Source organism: Nonomuraea sp. ATR24, assembly GCF_041950485.1.
Classification (GTDB): domain Bacteria; phylum Actinomycetota; class Actinomycetes; order Streptosporangiales; family Streptosporangiaceae; genus Nonomuraea; species Nonomuraea ceibae.
In genome coordinates, this window is the sequence record NZ_JBGNUU010000004.1 from 609,420 (window position 1) to 625,178 (window position 15,759).

At 69.6% G+C, this 15,759-nt stretch carries 19 protein-coding genes; 5 read left to right on the forward strand and 14 right to left on the reverse strand.

The genetic code is table 11. From position 1 onward, the window contains the following. Window positions 1-54: 54 nt before the first annotated feature. From ACBI99_RS13945 to ACBI99_RS13970, 6 genes are all read right to left on the reverse strand, one after another. Entirely contained in the window at window positions 55-606 is a 552-nt protein-coding gene (locus ACBI99_RS13945; RefSeq protein ID WP_364182827.1) for a dienelactone hydrolase family protein, read from the reverse strand. A 21-nt stretch (window positions 607-627) separates the two neighbouring features. Continuing rightward, complete coding sequence (locus ACBI99_RS13950) at window positions 628-1,620, reverse strand: NAD(P)-dependent alcohol dehydrogenase (RefSeq protein WP_219508834.1); 993 nt, start codon at window positions 1,618-1,620, stop codon at window positions 628-630. 60 nt (window positions 1,621-1,680) lie between these two features. After that, on the reverse strand, window positions 1,681-2,340 hold the full coding sequence (locus tag ACBI99_RS13955) for a response regulator transcription factor (RefSeq protein ID WP_219508835.1): 660 nt from the start codon (window positions 2,338-2,340) through the stop codon (window positions 1,681-1,683). Further along, window positions 2,337-3,443, reverse strand: coding sequence for a sensor histidine kinase (locus ACBI99_RS13960; protein ID WP_375072425.1), 1,107 nt, complete (start codon window positions 3,441-3,443; stop codon window positions 2,337-2,339). The genes ACBI99_RS13955 and ACBI99_RS13960 overlap by 4 nt, the downstream gene beginning before the upstream one ends. Window positions 3,444-3,490: 47 nt before the next feature. After that, window positions 3,491-4,369, reverse strand: coding sequence for a class A beta-lactamase (gene bla, locus ACBI99_RS13965; RefSeq protein ID WP_375072426.1), 879 nt, complete (start codon window positions 4,367-4,369; stop codon window positions 3,491-3,493). A gap of 96 nt (window positions 4,370-4,465) precedes the next feature. Next, the gene (locus tag ACBI99_RS13970) at window positions 4,466-5,143 is read right to left on the reverse strand and encodes a hypothetical protein (RefSeq protein ID WP_219508837.1); all 678 of its coding nucleotides are present in this window, start codon (window positions 5,141-5,143) and stop codon (window positions 4,466-4,468) included. Window positions 5,144-5,225: 82 nt separating this feature from the next. On the opposite strand from ACBI99_RS13970, the gene ACBI99_RS13975 reads away from it, so the two are divergent. Then, window positions 5,226-5,687 carry a flavodoxin family protein gene (locus tag ACBI99_RS13975; protein WP_219508838.1) on the forward strand — a complete coding sequence of 154 codons (462 nt, stop codon included), beginning with the start codon at window positions 5,226-5,228 and terminating at the stop codon, window positions 5,685-5,687. Here ACBI99_RS13975 and ACBI99_RS13980 read toward each other — a convergent pair. Genes ACBI99_RS13980 through ACBI99_RS13990 form a run of 3 tightly spaced genes read right to left on the reverse strand, consistent with a single transcriptional unit; the run spans window position 5,684 to window position 8,486 of the window. Next, on the reverse strand, window positions 5,684-5,995 hold the full coding sequence (locus ACBI99_RS13980) for a hypothetical protein (RefSeq protein WP_357592712.1): 312 nt from the start codon (window positions 5,993-5,995) through the stop codon (window positions 5,684-5,686). The genes ACBI99_RS13975 and ACBI99_RS13980 overlap by 4 nt on opposite strands. A 21-nt stretch (window positions 5,996-6,016) precedes the next feature. Continuing rightward, window positions 6,017-6,286, reverse strand: a complete 270-nt coding sequence (locus tag ACBI99_RS13985) for a hypothetical protein (protein WP_375072427.1) — start codon at window positions 6,284-6,286, stop codon at window positions 6,017-6,019. A gap of 49 nt (window positions 6,287-6,335) precedes the next feature. After that, complete coding sequence (locus ACBI99_RS13990; RefSeq protein WP_375072428.1) at window positions 6,336-8,486, reverse strand: P-loop NTPase fold protein; 2,151 nt, start codon at window positions 8,484-8,486, stop codon at window positions 6,336-6,338. 119 nt (window positions 8,487-8,605) lie between these two features. On the opposite strand from ACBI99_RS13990, the gene ACBI99_RS13995 reads away from it, so the two are divergent. Continuing rightward, on the forward strand, window positions 8,606-9,304 hold the full coding sequence (locus ACBI99_RS13995) for a hypothetical protein (protein ID WP_375072429.1): 699 nt from the start codon (window positions 8,606-8,608) through the stop codon (window positions 9,302-9,304). A gap of 2 nt (window positions 9,305-9,306) precedes the next feature. After that, the gene (locus ACBI99_RS14000) at window positions 9,307-9,984 is read left to right on the forward strand and encodes a hypothetical protein (RefSeq protein WP_375072430.1); all 678 of its coding nucleotides are present in this window, start codon (window positions 9,307-9,309) and stop codon (window positions 9,982-9,984) included. On the opposite strand, the gene ACBI99_RS14005 is transcribed toward ACBI99_RS14000, so the two are convergent. From ACBI99_RS14005 to ACBI99_RS14025, 5 genes are all read right to left on the reverse strand, one after another. Continuing rightward, the gene (locus ACBI99_RS14005) at window positions 9,963-10,148 is read right to left on the reverse strand and encodes a hypothetical protein (protein WP_219508844.1); all 186 of its coding nucleotides are present in this window, start codon (window positions 10,146-10,148) and stop codon (window positions 9,963-9,965) included. The genes ACBI99_RS14000 and ACBI99_RS14005 overlap by 22 nt on opposite strands. Further along, on the reverse strand, window positions 10,145-10,489 hold the full coding sequence (locus ACBI99_RS14010) for an Imm8 family immunity protein (RefSeq protein ID WP_375072431.1): 345 nt from the start codon (window positions 10,487-10,489) through the stop codon (window positions 10,145-10,147). Before ACBI99_RS14010 ends, ACBI99_RS14005 begins: the two co-directional genes overlap by 4 nt. Before the next feature lie 112 nt (window positions 10,490-10,601). Further along, on the reverse strand, window positions 10,602-12,266 hold the full coding sequence (locus tag ACBI99_RS14015; RefSeq protein ID WP_375072432.1) for a hypothetical protein: 1,665 nt from the start codon (window positions 12,264-12,266) through the stop codon (window positions 10,602-10,604). A 462-nt stretch (window positions 12,267-12,728) separates the two neighbouring features. Next, window positions 12,729-13,040: a hypothetical protein gene (locus tag ACBI99_RS14020; protein ID WP_375072433.1), complete on the reverse strand. Its 312-nt coding sequence runs from the start codon at window positions 13,038-13,040 to the stop codon at window positions 12,729-12,731. Window positions 13,041-13,137: 97 nt separating this feature from the next. Beyond that, complete coding sequence (locus ACBI99_RS14025) at window positions 13,138-13,818, reverse strand: hypothetical protein (protein ID WP_375072434.1); 681 nt, start codon at window positions 13,816-13,818, stop codon at window positions 13,138-13,140. 342 nt (window positions 13,819-14,160) lie between these two features. Between ACBI99_RS14025 and ACBI99_RS14030 the strand changes: the two genes are divergently transcribed. After that, complete coding sequence (locus ACBI99_RS14030) at window positions 14,161-14,574, forward strand: DUF4279 domain-containing protein (RefSeq protein ID WP_375072435.1); 414 nt, start codon at window positions 14,161-14,163, stop codon at window positions 14,572-14,574. A 426-nt stretch (window positions 14,575-15,000) separates the two neighbouring features. Next, window positions 15,001-15,294, forward strand: coding sequence for a hypothetical protein (locus tag ACBI99_RS14035; protein ID WP_375072436.1), 294 nt, complete (start codon window positions 15,001-15,003; stop codon window positions 15,292-15,294). Window positions 15,295-15,759: the final 465 nt, after the last annotated feature.

The window sequence follows — 15,759 nt, forward strand, 5'->3', positions numbered from 1 at the left end:
CCTACGCTATTGACTCCCTGGTGGGCGGGCTTCCTGCGCGCTGACGAGATCGGCCTACATCTTTCGATGCAGGAACGCCAGCGCCCGCTCGGTGAGCAGCTTGGCCGCGCCCGCGTCGTAGGAGGGCAGGCTGCTGTCGGCGAACAGGTGACGCCCGCCCGGATAGAGGAACAGCTCCGCGCCGAGCGCCCTGGCGGCGTCGAGATCGCCCTCGCCCGCGAAGAACGGGTCGGCGTCCATGCCGTGGACCTGGACCGGCACCTCGGCGGGCCAGTCGTCGGCGGGCAGGCACGCCTCCAGCAGCAGCGCCCCCTTCGCCCCGGCCCTGGTGCGCGCCAGCGTCTGCGCCGGGACCACGCCCAGCGAGAACCCGGCGTAGACCAGCTCCGGGGTCAGCCCTTCGGCGACGGCCCGCCCGCGCTCGACGAGCGTGCCGAAGCCGATCTCCTGCGCGTGCGCGGCCCCCGCCTCCAGGTCGTCGAAGACGCGGCCCTCGTAGAGGTCGGGCACGTGCACGGTGTGCCCGGCCCCACGCAGCTCGTCGGCGAAGGCCAGCACCCCCGGGGTCAGCCCGAGCGCGTGGTGGAACAGCAGCACGTCAGTCATGCGGCCCAGCATGTCCTACGGCTACGACAATCCGCTGACGACGACCTTGCCCGTGACGCGCCCCTGCTCCTGGTAGCGGACCGCCTCGGGGATCTCCTCGAACCGGAAGCGCCGGTCGATCACCACCCTGACCTCGCCGCCCTCGACGAGCGCGGCCAGCGTCCGCAGGTTCGCGCCCATCTCCTTGCAGCCCACCACGTCCACCAGCGCCACCCGCTGCGACACGAACGGCGCCACCGCCAGGAGCGCGAACATGCGCCCGGCCGGCTGCAGCCACCGCCCGCCCGGCCCGCCGACGAGCACGTGGACGCCCTTGCGGGTGAGCGCCCTGCGGCACTCGGCGCCCGTACGGCCGCCCGCGTTGTCGACCAGCACGTCGTAGCGTCCCTCGTGGCCGGTGAAGTCCTGCTTGGCCCGGTCGAGGACCTCGTCGGCGCCGAGCGACCGGACCAGGTCCAGGTTCCGCTCGCCGCACACGCCGGTGACGTGCGCCCCGTACGCCTTGGCGAGCTGCACCGCGAACGTGCCGACGCCGCCCGACGCGCCGTTGACCAGCACCCGCTGCCCCGGCCGCACCCGGCCCACGTCGCGCACCGCCAGCAGCGCGGTCCCGGCGGCCAGCGGCAGCGCCGCCGCCTCCTCGTACGACAGGCCCGCGGGCATCGGCGCGAGATCCTTCTCCGGTACGCACACGTACTCGCCGAAGCCGCCCTGCTGGGGCATGGCGAACACGTCGTCGCCCGGCCGGAAGCCGGTGACGCCGGGGCCGATGGCCTCGACCTGCCCGGCGACGTCGGCGCCGAGCACGGTGATCTTCGGCCCGCGCAGCCCCAGCGGGCCGGGCATCAGCCGGGACACGCGCGGCTCCCCGCGCATGAGGTGCCAGTCGTAGGGCTGGACGGACGTGGCGCGCACGCGGACCAGCACCTCTCCGTGCCCCGGCACCGGGGTGGGCAGCTCGGTGAGCTGCAGGACGTCGGGCGATCCGTACGAACGTAAGACGTATGCCTTCATGTCCCACAGTGTGGGCGCGGCCCCCTGAGGGGGGTAACGGCCGAAAGGACCAGCGCCTCGTCAGCCCATCGGCCGGTTCCCCGCCCGGTTCGTCTCGTACGCCCACATGGCGATCTCGACGCGGTTGCGGACGCCGAGCTTGGTCATCAGGTTCGCGACGTGGCTCTTCACCGTGCTGAGCGTGATGCGCAGCTCGTCGGCGATCTCGCTGTTGGTGCGCCCGCGCGCCACGGCGGCGAGGATCTGCTCCTCGCGGTCGGTCAGCGGCTCGACGGGCGGCGCGGGCGGCGCGGCTCCGGCGAAGGCGGCCAGCAGCCGCACGGTGACGCTCGGCGCGATGAGCGCGTCGCCGCCCGCCGCGGCCCGGACCGCCTGCGTGAGCAGCTCGGTCCCGGCGTCCTTGAGCAGGAAGCCGCGCGCGCCGGCCCGCAGCGCGGCGTGCACGTACTCGTCCAGGTCGAACGTGGTGATGACGACGACGGCGAGCGGGTCGGGGACGTCCGGCCCGGCGAGCGCGCGGGTCGCCTGGATGCCGTCCAGGTAGGGCATCCGGATGTCGAACAGGCACACGTCGGGCCGCAGCCGCCGCGCCAGCTCGACGGCCCGCCGCCCGTCGCCCGCCTCGCCGACGACCTCGATGCCGGGCTGAGCGTCGAGGATCATCCGGAGCCCGGTGCGGGTGATCTCCTGGTCGTCGGCGACCAGCACGCGGATGCTCACGTGGCCGCCTCCGCCCGGGGCAGCACCGCCGACACCGTCCAGCCGCCGTCGCCGGGCCCGGCCTCGAAGCTGCCGCCGAGCAGCTCGGCGCGTTCGGCCATGCCGAGCAGCCCGTACCCGGGGGTGGCGGCGGGCCCCGGCTCGCCGTCGTCGCTGACCCGCAGCCGGACGTACGTGTCGTCGGCGGTGACCCGGATCGCGATCCGGGTGGCGTCGCGGGCGTGGCGCCGGGCGTTGGTGACCGATTCCTGGGCGATGCGGTAGATCGCGGCGGTCGTGGCCGGTTCCAGGCCGTCGAGGTCGCCTGCCAGCTCCACCTCGACGCGCGGCCCGCCCCGGGCTTCGGCGAGCTGTTCGAGATCCGCGAGATGCCCGGTGGGCGGGGGTTCGCCGGGTTCGTTCCGGCGCAGGACGCGGACCATCGCCCGCATCTCCTTGAGCGTGCGCGACGCCTCCGCCTCGATCACCCGCAGCGACTCGGCCGCCGCGTCGGGCGTGCCGGTCGCCAGCCCCGCCTGCGCCCTGATCGCCATGGCCGAGACGTGGTGGGCGACGGTGTCGTGCAGGTCGCGGGCCAGCCGCTCACGTTCGAGCAGCTTCACCCGGTCGAGCTCGCGCGCCCGCGCCCCGGCCCGATAGCGGAACGCCACGCCGAGCGCCACCACCGCCACCATCAGCGAGAACGCCCCCACCGCGTCGGCGAGCGGGGTCCGCGCCGGCACCGTCGAGTAGCCGATCGACGCCAGCATGACGACCAGCCCCGCGACCGCTTCCCGCCCCGACCCCCACCGCACCAGCGCGTAGGGCAGGAGCAGCAGATAGGCCATCGTGTACGTGGACGTGTCGCCGCCGGCCACCAGCGGCGCCAGCCCGGTGACGCCGAACGCGATCACCAGCATCAGCAGCGGCCGGGTCCGCCGCCACAGCAGCGTCGGCACCAGCCCGACGGCCACGACGATCGACGCGGCCCGCCACGGCAGGTCCGGCCGCAGCAAGCCTTCGAGCAGCGCGACCGGCGCGAGCACCCCCACGAGCACCCAGTCCCGCCACACCCGCCGGGGCGGGTCGACCGGACGCGGCTCGTCCCACATGGAACGACGCACCCCGCTATCGTACGGACGGCAGCCGGTTTCCGGCACCTCGGGATTTGTCAGAGTTTGCCGAGGGCGCGGGCCAGGGCGGTGGCCGTCCTCGCGATGGTCCGGTTGTCGGTGGGCAGTCCCGGCGTACGGTTCGTGTAGATCGCCATGATGATGGGCGCGGCCCCCTTGCCGGGCCAGACGACGGCGATGTCGTTGCCGCCGCCGAACCCGCTGGAGTTGGTCCCGGTCTTGTCGCCGACCTTCCAGCTCCGGGGCAGCCCGGCGCGGATGCGCTCGGCGCCGGTCTTGTTGGCCAGCAGCCAGGCGACGAGCTGCTCGCGGTCCTTGGCGTGCAGCGCGTTGCCCGTCGTGAGCAGGCGCAGGTCTCGCGCCATCGCCGCGGGCGTCGTGGTGTCGCGCTTCTCCTTGGGCGTCCAGTCGTTCAGCCCGGGGTGCGTGCGGTCCATCCGCGAGACCGGGTCCCGCAGCGTGCGGAAGTAGCGGGTCAGCCCGGCGGGGCCGCCGATCTGCCTGAGCAGCAGGTTGGAGGCGGTGCCGTCGCTGCGCGTCACCGCCGCCGCGCAGAGCCGGGAGACGGTCAGGCCGTGCTTGAGATGCTTCTCGGTGACCGGCGAGTTCGGCGTCATGTCGGCGGCCGTCCACTTGACGACCTTGCCCATCAGCCCCGGCCGGCCGGTGCGCGCCTTCTGCAGCACGGCCGCGCACAGCGGCGCCTTGAACGTCGACAGCATCGCGAACCGCTCGTCCGCCCGGTACGCCACGGTCCGGCCGGTGCCCGTGTCGACCGCGTACGCGCCGATGCGGCCCTGGAACGACGCCTCCAGCTTGCGCAACTCCTTCGCGACCTGACCGGTGTCCGCCGACGCCGTGCCCGTGACGCCGCCGCTGACCAGAAGAACCGCCAGCGCGGCCCGGAGATATCGCATGCCTTCATCCTCTCGCGCCCGGCGCGGAACCGGACGACGGGTCGAACGGGGGTCGGGCGCGGGTTGCACGGGGGCCAGGCGGGGTGGGACGCGAGGTCAGACGCGTTCTTCGTGCGACTGGTCGGCCACCTGCTGCGCGCCGGAGTACGCCGCCTCCCGCACCTCGCTCAGCCATCCGGCCTGCCGCATCCCCGGCACGGGACGGCGTACGGGATCGAAGCGGGTCGGCCGCTCGGCGTCGGTCCGCGCTGGACCGGCCACCTCCACCTGCCCGAACACCTCCCACGGCCCCGCCGGGGCCGCGACCAGCAGATCCAGCAGCAGCGGCCCGTCCGCCACCGCCCGGGCGAGCGCGTCGAACCTGGCCGGCAGCCGCCGTCCCGCCCTCGGCAGCGCGCCGATCAGCACCCGCCGCCCGCCCACCTCGTACGAGAACAGCGAGCTGTAGAGGCCGGGCGCCCACGCCCGGGCCGGCCTGAGCAGGCGCCGCCCGAGCACGGTGTGACCGGTGCTGGCCAACAGCAGATCGGACTGCTCCCAGCGCAACGCGATCCCCAGGATGTCGGGCAGCGGCGGCGGCACCCCCGTGGACCGGGAGAACCGGGCGATCCCCTCCAGATCCATCCGCCGGTCGAGGAACTCCGCCCCCCACACCCGGCCCGTCCCGTGCACGCGCAGCCGCGCGTCGAGGACGAGCCCGGCCGGATGCAGCGGACGTCCCCGTCGCAGGCGCGCCGCGGCGCCGAACCCTGACCGCACGAGCGATGTCACCATGCACCCCCTGCTACCCCGCACTCCCCTCCGGAACCCCCCGCCTCCCGCTGACCACGGCACGCGGCGTGAAAGTATCGGCAGCGTGTCGCAAGAAGCCCGCCGGCTGCTGATCGTCCACCACACCGCCTCGCCCACGCTGCACGAGCTCTTCGAGGCCGTGCGGCGCGGCGCCACCACCGACGAGATCGAGGGCGTCGAGGTCGTCACCCGCGCCGCCCTGCACGCCACCGCCGTCGACGTGCTCCAGGCCGACGGGATCCTGCTCGGCACGCCGGTCAACATCGGCTACATGAGCGGAGCGCTCAAGCACTTCTTCGACACCGTCTACTACCCGTGCCTGGAGGAGACCCGCCGCCTGCCGTACGGCCTGTACGTGCACGGCAACAACGACCCGGCGGGCGCGGTCCGCGCGGTGGAGTCGATCGCCACCGGGCTCGGCTGGGAACGCGCCCATCACCCGGTCACCGTCGTCGGCGCCCCGGCCAAGGCCGACCTCGAAGCCTGCTGGACCCTGGGCGCCACCCTCGCCGCTACCATCAGCTAACCCTCAACCCGCCACCCATAACTCTCCAGCCGCCGGCTCGCCCGCTCCCGGTCCTCGTCGGAGAACAGGCTCTCGTAGCCCGCCTGCAGGACGTGGGCCTCGACCGTGAGATCGAGCCTTCCGTGGGTCCAGAGCGTGGTGAACCCGTCGGACGGGGCGTCGGCCCGCAAGAGCTGCCTCGCGGTCTCGACCCCGCCGCGCTCGCTGAGCATCTGCAGGAAGCGCGTCGCGTTGTAGCCGAGCTCGCGCTTGGCGGTCTCGTAGATGCCCACCATCGCCCGGTGGAACCGTCGTTCGAGCTCGTCCACGCCGTCTCCTCGGGGGTTCCGTCAGGAGTCGCCCCACGGTGGGGCGGATTGGGCGTCCATGAAGGTCTTGAGCTGCTTGACCTTGTCGACGCAGGCGGGGCAGACGTGGCGCGCCACCGCCCGGGCCGCGGCCTCCGGGGAGGGCTCGCGCAGGGCGCCGGAGATCGTCATGCCCAGCGGAAGGTTGGTGTCGGGGTCCATCATGACCGTCATGACGGTCGCGGGCGTGTAGCCGAAGGTGCGCTTGCACATGTGGCATCTGCCGATGGTCGTGATCTGCTCGTCAGCCATGGAGCGTCGCCTCCTCCACCGCACCGTACAACGCCCGGCCCCGCAGCGGTCAGTCACCGGCTCCGGAACATGCGCGGATCTGCTCGGGAGTCAGCTCGGCCCCGGGCACGGCGTGCAGCACGTCGTGCAGGTCGGCCGAGGCGGCCAGCTCCCGCAGCGCCTCCGGGAGGTCGTCGCCGCTCGACCGGTCCATGAGCCGCGTGATGTCGTCGGGGTGCGCTTCGAGGTGATCGGCCAGCTCCGGCCAGCGGATGCGGAGCAGGGTCCACAGGGCCAGGGTGTCCGTCGGCACCACGCTGCCTTCCAGCACGCGTACGGCCCGCAGCACGGTGTAGGTGTTGACGAACCGCTTCATCGCCCTCGGATTGCTGTGGAACAACCGGGCGAACCTGGACAGGGCATGATGCGAGAGGTCCTGGACGTCGGCGTCGAGGATGCGCTCGACCGCCTGCGACGCCACCGCCTGCCGCACCTCCGGGTCGGCCTTCTCCAGCACTTTCAGCACCTGGGTCTCGTCGCCGCTCCGGTCGAGCTCCGCCCTGACCCGCTCGGCCCCCGCCGGTGACGGCACGGCGGCGGTGCCGAGCAGCCGGCCGAAATACTGGTCGCGGCTGGTCGCGCCCAGCCTCGGCATCGGGACGCTGAGCTGGAACAGCTTGTCCAGGAACAGGTAGCCGAGCGGACGCCCGGGCGCCGACACGGCGGGCTTGAACGTCTCGTACGCGTTCTCGTAGGCGCAGCGCAGCCAGGCGCCGTCCATCGCGACGACGAAGCTGGGCGCGTGGTGCTTGGAGTGCTTCCAGCGTTCCGGCACGTCCCGCAGCAGCGTCTGCACGGAGTCGAGGAAGTTGACCACGTAGTCCGCGTTGCACCGGTCGAGGTCCTCGATGAGCACGACGATCGGCCGCCCGGCGTGCCGGACCAGCCAGGAGAGGTGCTCGGCGACGTCGTTCATGGGATCGTGGTGCGACTCCTCGAAGGAACGGGCGCGTCGCGCCGACGCCCACATCGCGTACCTGCTGACCAGCACTCCGGCCGTCCACAGCCCGCCCAGCGTGCCCAGCAGCGTGGTGGCGGTCTTGAGCGTGGGCTCGATCCCGCCCACGGCGCCCGACCCGAACAGCGACACGAGAAGCAGCGCCGCGCCGACCAGCAGCAGGCCGGACACCACCTGCGGGGCGCCGTCGCGCCGCACCCGCGCGACCAGCTCCCGTACGAGGAACGCCGGACGCCTCCGGCGCGGCCGGGCGGCGACGACCGCCTTCCGTATCGCGGTCAGCAGCGCCCACCACGGCGGCTCGATGCGCACGTGCCGCCAGGTGTCGAAGAACACCACGAGCGAGTCGCTCCGCAGATCGGCGGCGAGCAGCTTGAGCAGCGTGCTCTTGCCCGTGCCCCAGGACCCGTCCACGTGCACGAGGAACGACGAGCCCGGGGTGTCGGTCCTGGCCTGGCGTAACTGCCGGGCGAGCACCCCGGCCAGAGCGGCCCGCTTGAGCAGGTCGTGGTCCGCCGGGGCGTCGTTCACCCATTCCGTACGCTCCCGCCCCCGGACGCCCTCGTCCTCGGGCTCCCCCCGCGAGCCGCCGGCCGGTGGGGCTTCCTGGGCGCTGATGAGCAGATCGAGTTCCGGCGGCAGCATGCTCCTGAGCGAGTCGACCGAGCGCATCAGGCCGATCTGGCGCTTGGCGTCGGACGCGACCATGATGCCGAGCACCGCCTGGCGTTCGTGGCTCCAGACCGGCGCCCCGGAATATCCCGCCGTGAACCCCGAACCGGTGGACGCCTGCACCTGCACGAACCCGCTCGGCAGCGGCCCCACGACCTGCCCGAACGTCCAGACGCCTGCCTCGTGATCGCTGGGGAACCCGTACACCGCCACCTGCTGGTCCGGCAGCACCCCGGACGCGAGCGGCACCGGCCTGGCCCCCGGCACCGCGGCGGCCGCGTCCAGCCGCAGGACCGCGAGATCCCCCTCCTGGGACGACGACCAGAACACGACCTCCGCGCCCACCGGCCCGCTCCCCAGGAACGGAAAGTCCACCTCCACCGCCGTCGGCGGCCCCTCGTCCCACCCCCCGAACAGATGCGCGCACGTCACCACGAGGTCGGGCGCGACCAGCACACCCGCGCCCCTGCTCCGGCCGTTGCCGACCCGCACGACCGCCCGCTCCATCCCGGCCTCTCCAGGTGCGCTCACGCTCAGAATCGTCCCAGAACGCGGACTCCGGGGAAGGGATACGACCGCATGTCTACGGTGTTCCGTACGAGAAACCCGTTCGCCCGTTCCGCAAGGGACGGACCCAGGAGGAGACGCAGATGACCAGCCCCCACTCTCCAGCGGCCGGCGAACTCCTCGACCCCTTCGGCACCCTGCGCCGCGCCCTGTGGATCGGCGGCGGCCAGTGGGCCGGAAAATCGACGGTGGCCCGCCTCCTGGCCGAGCGCCACGGCGTCACCGCCTACCACTACGACTACCACGACGCGCGCGCCCACAACGACCGCCGGATCGCCCGCCGAGTCGCCCACGGCGACCCCGACCCCGGCCGCGCCCCCGACCCGGACCGGACGTGGGTCCACCCCACCCCCGAGGAGATGGCCGCCGAGACCCTGGCCGGCTTCCCCGTCCGCTTCGCCTGGGCCCTCGACGACCTGCGCGCCCTCGTCTCCGGCCACCCGATCATCGCCGAAGGCTGGGGCCTGCGCCCCGAACTCGTCGCCCCCATCGTCGACTCACCGCGCCGGATGATCGTCATGGTGCCCACCCCCGAGTTCCGCCGGCACCAGGCCCGGACGCTCCCCCGGGCCGCCTCACTCGGCGGCCTCGTCACCGACCCGGCCCGCGCCCAGGCCAACCGCCTCGCCCGCGACCGCCTCGTCGCCGAGGACGCCGTACGCACCGCCCGCGACCTGGGCATCCGCGTACTGGAAATCGACGGCTCCCACGACGCCGCCACCACCGCCCGGACGGTGGCCGACCACTTCACCCCCTACCTGCCGAAGCCGCTGAACCCGTGAACATGGCTGAGCTGAGACAGGCCCTGGACGACACCTTCGATCACGCGCTGCTCCGCCACGGCTTCATGCACCACAACCGCGACTACCAGCTCGTGATCCAGCCGCTGGTGACGCCCCGAGCCGAGACCGTCAACCTGCGCTACGTGTTCCGGCACTGCGTCCAGGCCATCTGCGTGACCGCCCTGCCGCCCCACACCTGGGCGGTCTCCCTCGACGACCGGCTCACCACGGACGAGCCCGGCGAGCTCGACGGACACTACTGGGGCGTGAACTGGCAGATGCTCTATCCCGGCGCCACCCTCATCACCGACTCACCGGCCGCGCGACACTGGACGGAAGCCGTCGGCATCGACTTCCACGAGGTACGGATCGAGACCGACGCGCACGCCCTCACCCTGATCTTCTCCGCCCTCCAGGCGCCCGCGCGTAACCCCGCGCCCAGCCGGATCGAGGAGCTGGCCGCGCTATTTACGGCTGCGCAACAACACGACGGTCAGCCAAATAGCGGTAGGCAGAAGAAGCAGCACCACCATGACGCCCACCGCGAGATCAAGGGCGCCGTCGCCCATCGGCGAGGAGATGAAGGCGTCATCGTCTTCCACCCGGCGACGGTATCGAAGGAGAGACCCGGTGTCACGACCCACACCAGCAACCGGATCTACCGCCGCACAGCCCTATAACGCTTGAGCAGAGCCGTCACCTTGTCAGGGTCACGGGCGCCGTTCAGCTCGTCGAGCAGGTCATCGGGGCACAGCTCATAGAGATCGCCCCACCACCGGCGCACCTTGTTGTCCCAGATCCGGTAGCCGCCAGGCACCCCCCTGGCCACGTAGCGCCTCCTCACCACCCGGCATCATCCTCGAACTCCCACTCTCCGATCCGGCCGATCTTCAAGGCCAGTTCACTCCACGTAGGCGCCTCAAGCACGGCAATCCGATCGCTCAGCCACTCGGTCACCTTGTCGGGATGAAGTTCGCCGACGAAGAGCCAGTGCCGGCCAATCAGAAACGGATGATCCCTGAGCTGCTCAGCCAAGGCCGACGGAGTGCAGACGGTGAGCTGGAATCGTTCCTCACCTCGTTCTCCCTGAGGACCGACATACATTTCCAGAAGCATGCAGCCGTGAGCCGGATCGCCACCCGCCCCGAGATCGACCCAACGAAACTCTCCCACTCGCGCTCTCACAGCCCCATGATCCCTCAAGACAAGCCGTCATCCGGGCACCACGGGACTGACCGCGGACCCATTCCAGACCCAAGTACGCGCTGCCTTCCGTCTCGACAGAGGACATCACGCACTACCCCACCCGCCTAACCGGATAAACAAGAATGAGATCCACCCCCGGCCGCGTATACAACCGCAACCGATAGCGGCCGGCCCCATTACGCGCGAGATTGGGAAATCGCACGTTGCTGGCCGACAACCTCTGCATCACCAGGCGACCCGACTCGCTGAAGATTTCCGCCTCGACCACCTTGTCCCAGCCCTTGCGTCGAAGAGGCGGCGGGGCCGAACGCAATGCCTTCGCCGTGACGCAGACCGCCCAATCCTGGCTGGGCGTGAAAAACAGAGCCAGCTGCCCGCTGACCTCCATGGCGCCGGGCGGGTCCGCGTCCCAGATCACCTCCGCGTCGCTCCCGGTGTCCGCTTCCGCGTCGTAAATGCCATAGGGCTGGCCGTCCCAGTCGTAGTAGGACGCGGTCGCCTGGAATCGAGTACGCAGCGCGGGCCAAGGGTCGCGGCACAGGGCGTCCTCTTTACGCGCCTCGCGCTTCAACTGGTCGCGTACGGCCCTGTCCTTCTCCGCCTCCTGCTGGTTTATCTGAGCAGTGGACAGCAACAACTCCGGATGCTTCCGCCCGATGACGTCCGGACAGAGCAGCGCGAGCAACGCAGGCCGTGCCTTGACCGGCTCCCCTGCCGCGAACCTGATGCACGCCCCTCGGCCCCTGCTGAGCAGTTCCTGGTCCGAGACATCGCGATCAGGCTTTCTCACGTTGCACAGGTAAGCCCGTTCACGCTCATGAACAGGGAGGTCCGCAACTCTCGGCGGCCCCGGCCGCGCCAAGCACTCCGTGAAGTCGATGCTCTGCCAGGAATAGGTGAGCCGCGGCTCGGTCTCGGACCCGACGACCATCAGCAAGGGAACCATGGCCGCAGCCCCGACCCCCGTCGGCACCCGGAAAGGCGCCTCCCGCCCCACCTCACGGTTCAATTCATGCGCGGTACGCGCCAGCCAGACGACGTAAAGCACATTCATGGCCTCGGCGATCAACTCGATCGTGCTCCCGCGCGTAAGGGAATCCACCAGTTCGACGAGGAACGCACTCCCGAACGTGCCCCAGCCGATGTACTGCGTCGCTCGAGACCAACGCCCGTCACGCCTCTGAGCGAGCAGAAGCATCACCATCACGACGAACCCGGCCACCCCCGCAACCAAGAGAGTCACGCCGTAGGTCGGGCTCACGAACCGCTGAAGGACCGAATCATCCGCCAGCCGGGCCACCAGCAGCGGCACCGACTCCGCCACCCCGAACACAAGCAGAGCCAGCCGAAACAGCCGCCCCGACCCGGCGAACACCACCGCCAACAGCACGAGCGCCGGCACCCAGAGCACCAGCCCGATGATCACCTCGACCGTGTCAGGCAGAAAGGAGGGAATCATCAGCCAAGCGACGTTGGCGTACAGCAGCGTCCGCAGCCACACACCCGCCCGCCCCAACGGCGCACCCGCCGGCCCAGGCCCCCGCAGAACCTGCCAGAACAACCACGCGTTCACCAGCCCGACCAGCAGCAGCCCGCCGAGCACCGGCACCAGAGGAGAAGCCCCGACGCTCGAACTGGGCGGAGACCACATGGTGGCCAGCCAGGCCGGCGTCGCAGTGCCGACCACCAAGCTGACGACGATCGCACCGAGCGTGATGACCAGGGAGACAGAAGCTGCCCAGCGGTATAAGCGCATACTAATCGATGATCGTAGTGCAACTCATCAACCCGAAAGCTCGACCCCGCAGGCCGAACAGCCCGCCCTTGACGACCCATTCAAAAGCACAATGCCCGCCTCTTTTCCAGAGGCGGGCATTGGTGAAGGTCAGGGCAGGAACACAGGGACCATCCCTACGCGTCCTGGCACCACATCCAGCCGTGGTCCGAGATCCAGCAGCGGTAGTACCCCTCATGCTGCATGGCCTGAGCGGGGGCGCTCGCCATTCCGATCGTAAGGACGGTGGTGACAGTCATCAGTGCGACAGCAACGAACTTTCTCATGGAGCTCATGCAACACGAGCATTCTTGAAATCCTCTTGTATCCAACTGCAATGGCGTACGTCACAGCGCGCTCGCACAGGTGGCCGCGCCCCTGCCCGCCGTCAAACGGTCAGCACGATCGTCCAGCGGCGCTCCCGGCTACCACTCGCCGGAGGGGTCACAGCCGGACCGCAGGCTTGGTCTGCAGCGCGACCGGCTCCTTGCGATCCTCCCGGAACCACAGCTTCAGCCCTTCGTAGCCGGACCGCAGGCGCTCAACCGTCAGCCGCCCGAGAGGCCGTAGCCGGCTGACGTACGTGATTCTGATATACGCCTCACCCGCCGTGGGATCGATGGAGAAGAGCACCGATATCGCGCCTCGGGTGAGTTGAAAGGAGTGGAGGCCGACTGGCCACTGGACGTCCTCGTACGCGCCCTGCGGCTCATCCTCGAAAAGCCAGATCAGTTCCGTCAGCTCGGGGATCTCCATGTCGGGACCATACTCAAGGACAACCCATGGGCACCGCCCTCCGGGAGGCCACGCGGAGGGTGCCGATTCCGCCGTCACTGGCGGCGCTTCAGGCGGATCACCAGTGATCCCACCCATGCCAGCCGTACCAGTTCCCCATGAGATGCCGGTAGGAGTCGTCGGCCGTCTCCTCAGGCTCCCCCACGGGCAGGAGGACGAAGCTGGTGTTGCTGTCGATGGCCCACTCCTCACCGATGAGGCAGGCACTGCCCAGGACGTATTCTGAATCCTCCAGCCTGAGGTAGGGAAAGGCGTCGCAGATCTGATACAGCCCCACCCACTGGCAAGTGGAATCGCGTGACGTTTCGGCCGTCACCGTTCGGGCGTACGCTTCCAAGCTCGGCTTCGAGATCGTGAACCGGAGCCATAACGAGGCATCCGTCACCAAGGCAACCGCGACACCCGCGACGATGAACACGGGTACCAACCAGCGCATTAATCGAGGCTGTGCCGTACCGTTGCTCATCGCCATGCTGAACCGGATCATCCAGATCACCCACAGCGGGAGCCCGAAGAAGAGGCCCACCAGGAACATCTCGAGGACGTACCAGTGGGGGACGCTCGCCCAGTACAGAATGACGCCGGCCACGGCGGAGAACGCAGTGAGATACAGCCATCCAGGAGGCTTGTTGAACATGCGCCACCTTAACGCCCTCAACATCATCGGCCAGATGCGTCGGTGGATTCCGGCGTAGTGGCTCCCGGCCCGAGAAGGCTGACGCCGCACGACGATCGGCATGATCACTCCCCCTCTACAGGCTCGGCACGCAGCCGCGGCCGCAGGATGACCGGAGGGGGCACGCGCTGCCGCCGGGATGCGGCGTGGACTGATACATCGGGATATGAGGCAGCCGGACTCCTGCCACACGACGGGGAGCCGTACCCCGACACGAACTCCACCGTGGACGCGCGGACGTCGCCGCATCCTGAATGCCCCCTTCGCCAAGCCTGAGGCCCTGCCAAGCGCGCTCGCCGATACGTTCCATGGCGGGCATGTTCCGATCCATCCCAACGAGCACATCGCCGCCTCCCTTCCAGCCATGCAGACGTCCGCCAAGCCGTGAACCACTACCGTGTCCGCGTGATCGTCGATCAGCAGGTCTACTTCGTAATTCATTCCGATGAACTGGATCCAAGCCAGATCACCCAGCACGTGGGCGTCGAGCCGACCCGGTCTGAGGCGAAGGAATCACGACGCGGCAGGAAGAGCGGACGCCTGATACCGCCACGACACGAATGGATTCTCGACTCCGGCCTTGCAGAGACCACCTCACTCGATGAGCAGGTGGGCGCCGTGATGAATCAGTTAGCCGGCACCTGGGATCGCATCGGAGAGTTGACCGCTGGTGGCGCGGAGGCCACGCTGGTCATGCTTCGGTCGTTCGAACCAGGAGAGGGCTCCAACCCCCGAGGGCTCGTTCTTGGCGAAGAAACCATCAGCTTTCTTCACAGAGCTGGAGCCGCTCTATGGATTGACGAGTACGACCTGTCGTAGGCGGGGCGCCCGCGCGATAGCCGGGAGCCTCGGCTGCATGACCTGAGCGCTGTACCTCATCGTCATCCACCGTCTTAAGCTGATCAGCCACGTTGCGACTCGGGCGCGTCGCCCATGCTCGCCCAGGGGATACCGCCGCAGTTGCGTCCGAGGTCTTCAACCACGCCAGCATCGCGATCACCAAGGACGTCTACAGGAAGGCGACCGGCGCGCTGCGACCGAGGCCATCTCCAGCACTCTCCAGAGGAAGCACTCCCCGGTGGTCCCGAAAACGCAGACAAGACTTGAAGAGCACAGAAACCAAAAGGCAGAGCCGACGAGAGGAGGCTCCCGAATCCAGATCGATGCCACTCCCTCCACGAGGGTGCTCGGTGGCGGTAGCCCGCTGGGGAACTCGCCTGCAACACGTAGCGAGCACGCTCAGGGATGACGTTCGGCTACGACAATCATGTCTGGGTCGTCCCGATTCCTCAGGATCTTATCGATCCACTCGTCCCCGGTGCGGATCTGGTGGAAGCGGAACACGACGCAGGTGTCGTTCGCGCTGATGACGCATCGGACGAGCACCGGCTCCGGCAATGCTCGGATGAGAGCGAACACGCCCTCGGCTACGACAAGGCCGAGTCGGAGCAGCAGGGCCTGATCTTCCGGGCTGATCTGGGGCTGTCCATCGAAGCTCTCCACCTGTATCGGCGTAGTCCTCCAGGTGGAAGGCGTTGACGTTCCACTCGTAGCCGGACAGATCCGCCCAACCCATCTTGGCGATCGCCGCCGAAGCAGAAGCCGGCGCGCCCACCCATTGGTCAACGTGCTCGGTGAATATCCAGGCGGCACATAGCCTCAGGATCTGCCGCAGTGCAGATCAGCGTGACAGCCACCCTGTCCGCGTCTCCCGCGGCTCTCCCTCGTTTGACCGCCCTGACGGGCAACACATCGGGTACGCCTCCCAGGCACCGATGGCTGCAGTTCGTGACCGTTCCTATCGACGCCATGCTCCTGACCTGCGGCGCCAACTTATCAGGCAGCCTCCACCAGCGAGATCATTGCACATATATCGCTGGGCTTGATCCGGTTTGACGGACATCCGAGATCAGGGGTTCGTCCCCGGAAGGATGTCCATGATGGAGAGCATGGGGAAGAAGAAGCCGCGTCCTCGCCGCTCGTTCACGCCGGAGTTCAAGGCCG

Excerpts from the sequence above, each read along its gene's own strand:
- ACBI99_RS13945 (WP_364182827.1), bottom strand. The coding sequence starts at position 606 with ATGACTGACGTGCTGCTGTTCCACCACGCGCTCGGGCTGACCCCGGGG.
- ACBI99_RS13950 (WP_219508834.1), bottom strand. The coding sequence starts at position 1,620 with ATGAAGGCATACGTCTTACGTTCGTACGGATCGCCCGACGTCCTGCAG.
- bla (WP_375072426.1), bottom strand. The coding sequence starts at position 4,369 with ATGCGATATCTCCGGGCCGCGCTGGCGGTTCTTCTGGTCAGCGGCGGC.
- ACBI99_RS13970 (WP_219508837.1), bottom strand. The coding sequence starts at position 5,143 with ATGGTGACATCGCTCGTGCGGTCAGGGTTCGGCGCCGCGGCGCGCCTG.
- ACBI99_RS13985 (WP_375072427.1), bottom strand. The coding sequence starts at position 6,286 with ATGGCTGACGAGCAGATCACGACCATCGGCAGATGCCACATGTGCAAG.
- ACBI99_RS13995 (WP_375072429.1), top strand. The coding sequence starts at position 8,606 with ATGACCAGCCCCCACTCTCCAGCGGCCGGCGAACTCCTCGACCCCTTC.
- ACBI99_RS14000 (WP_375072430.1), top strand. The coding sequence starts at position 9,307 with ATGGCTGAGCTGAGACAGGCCCTGGACGACACCTTCGATCACGCGCTG.
- ACBI99_RS14015 (WP_375072432.1), bottom strand. The coding sequence starts at position 12,266 with ATGCGCTTATACCGCTGGGCAGCTTCTGTCTCCCTGGTCATCACGCTC.
- ACBI99_RS14020 (WP_375072433.1), bottom strand. The coding sequence starts at position 13,040 with ATGGAGATCCCCGAGCTGACGGAACTGATCTGGCTTTTCGAGGATGAG.
- ACBI99_RS14025 (WP_375072434.1), bottom strand. The coding sequence starts at position 13,818 with ATGCCGATCGTCGTGCGGCGTCAGCCTTCTCGGGCCGGGAGCCACTAC.
- ACBI99_RS14035 (WP_375072436.1), top strand. The coding sequence starts at position 15,001 with ATGACGTTCGGCTACGACAATCATGTCTGGGTCGTCCCGATTCCTCAG.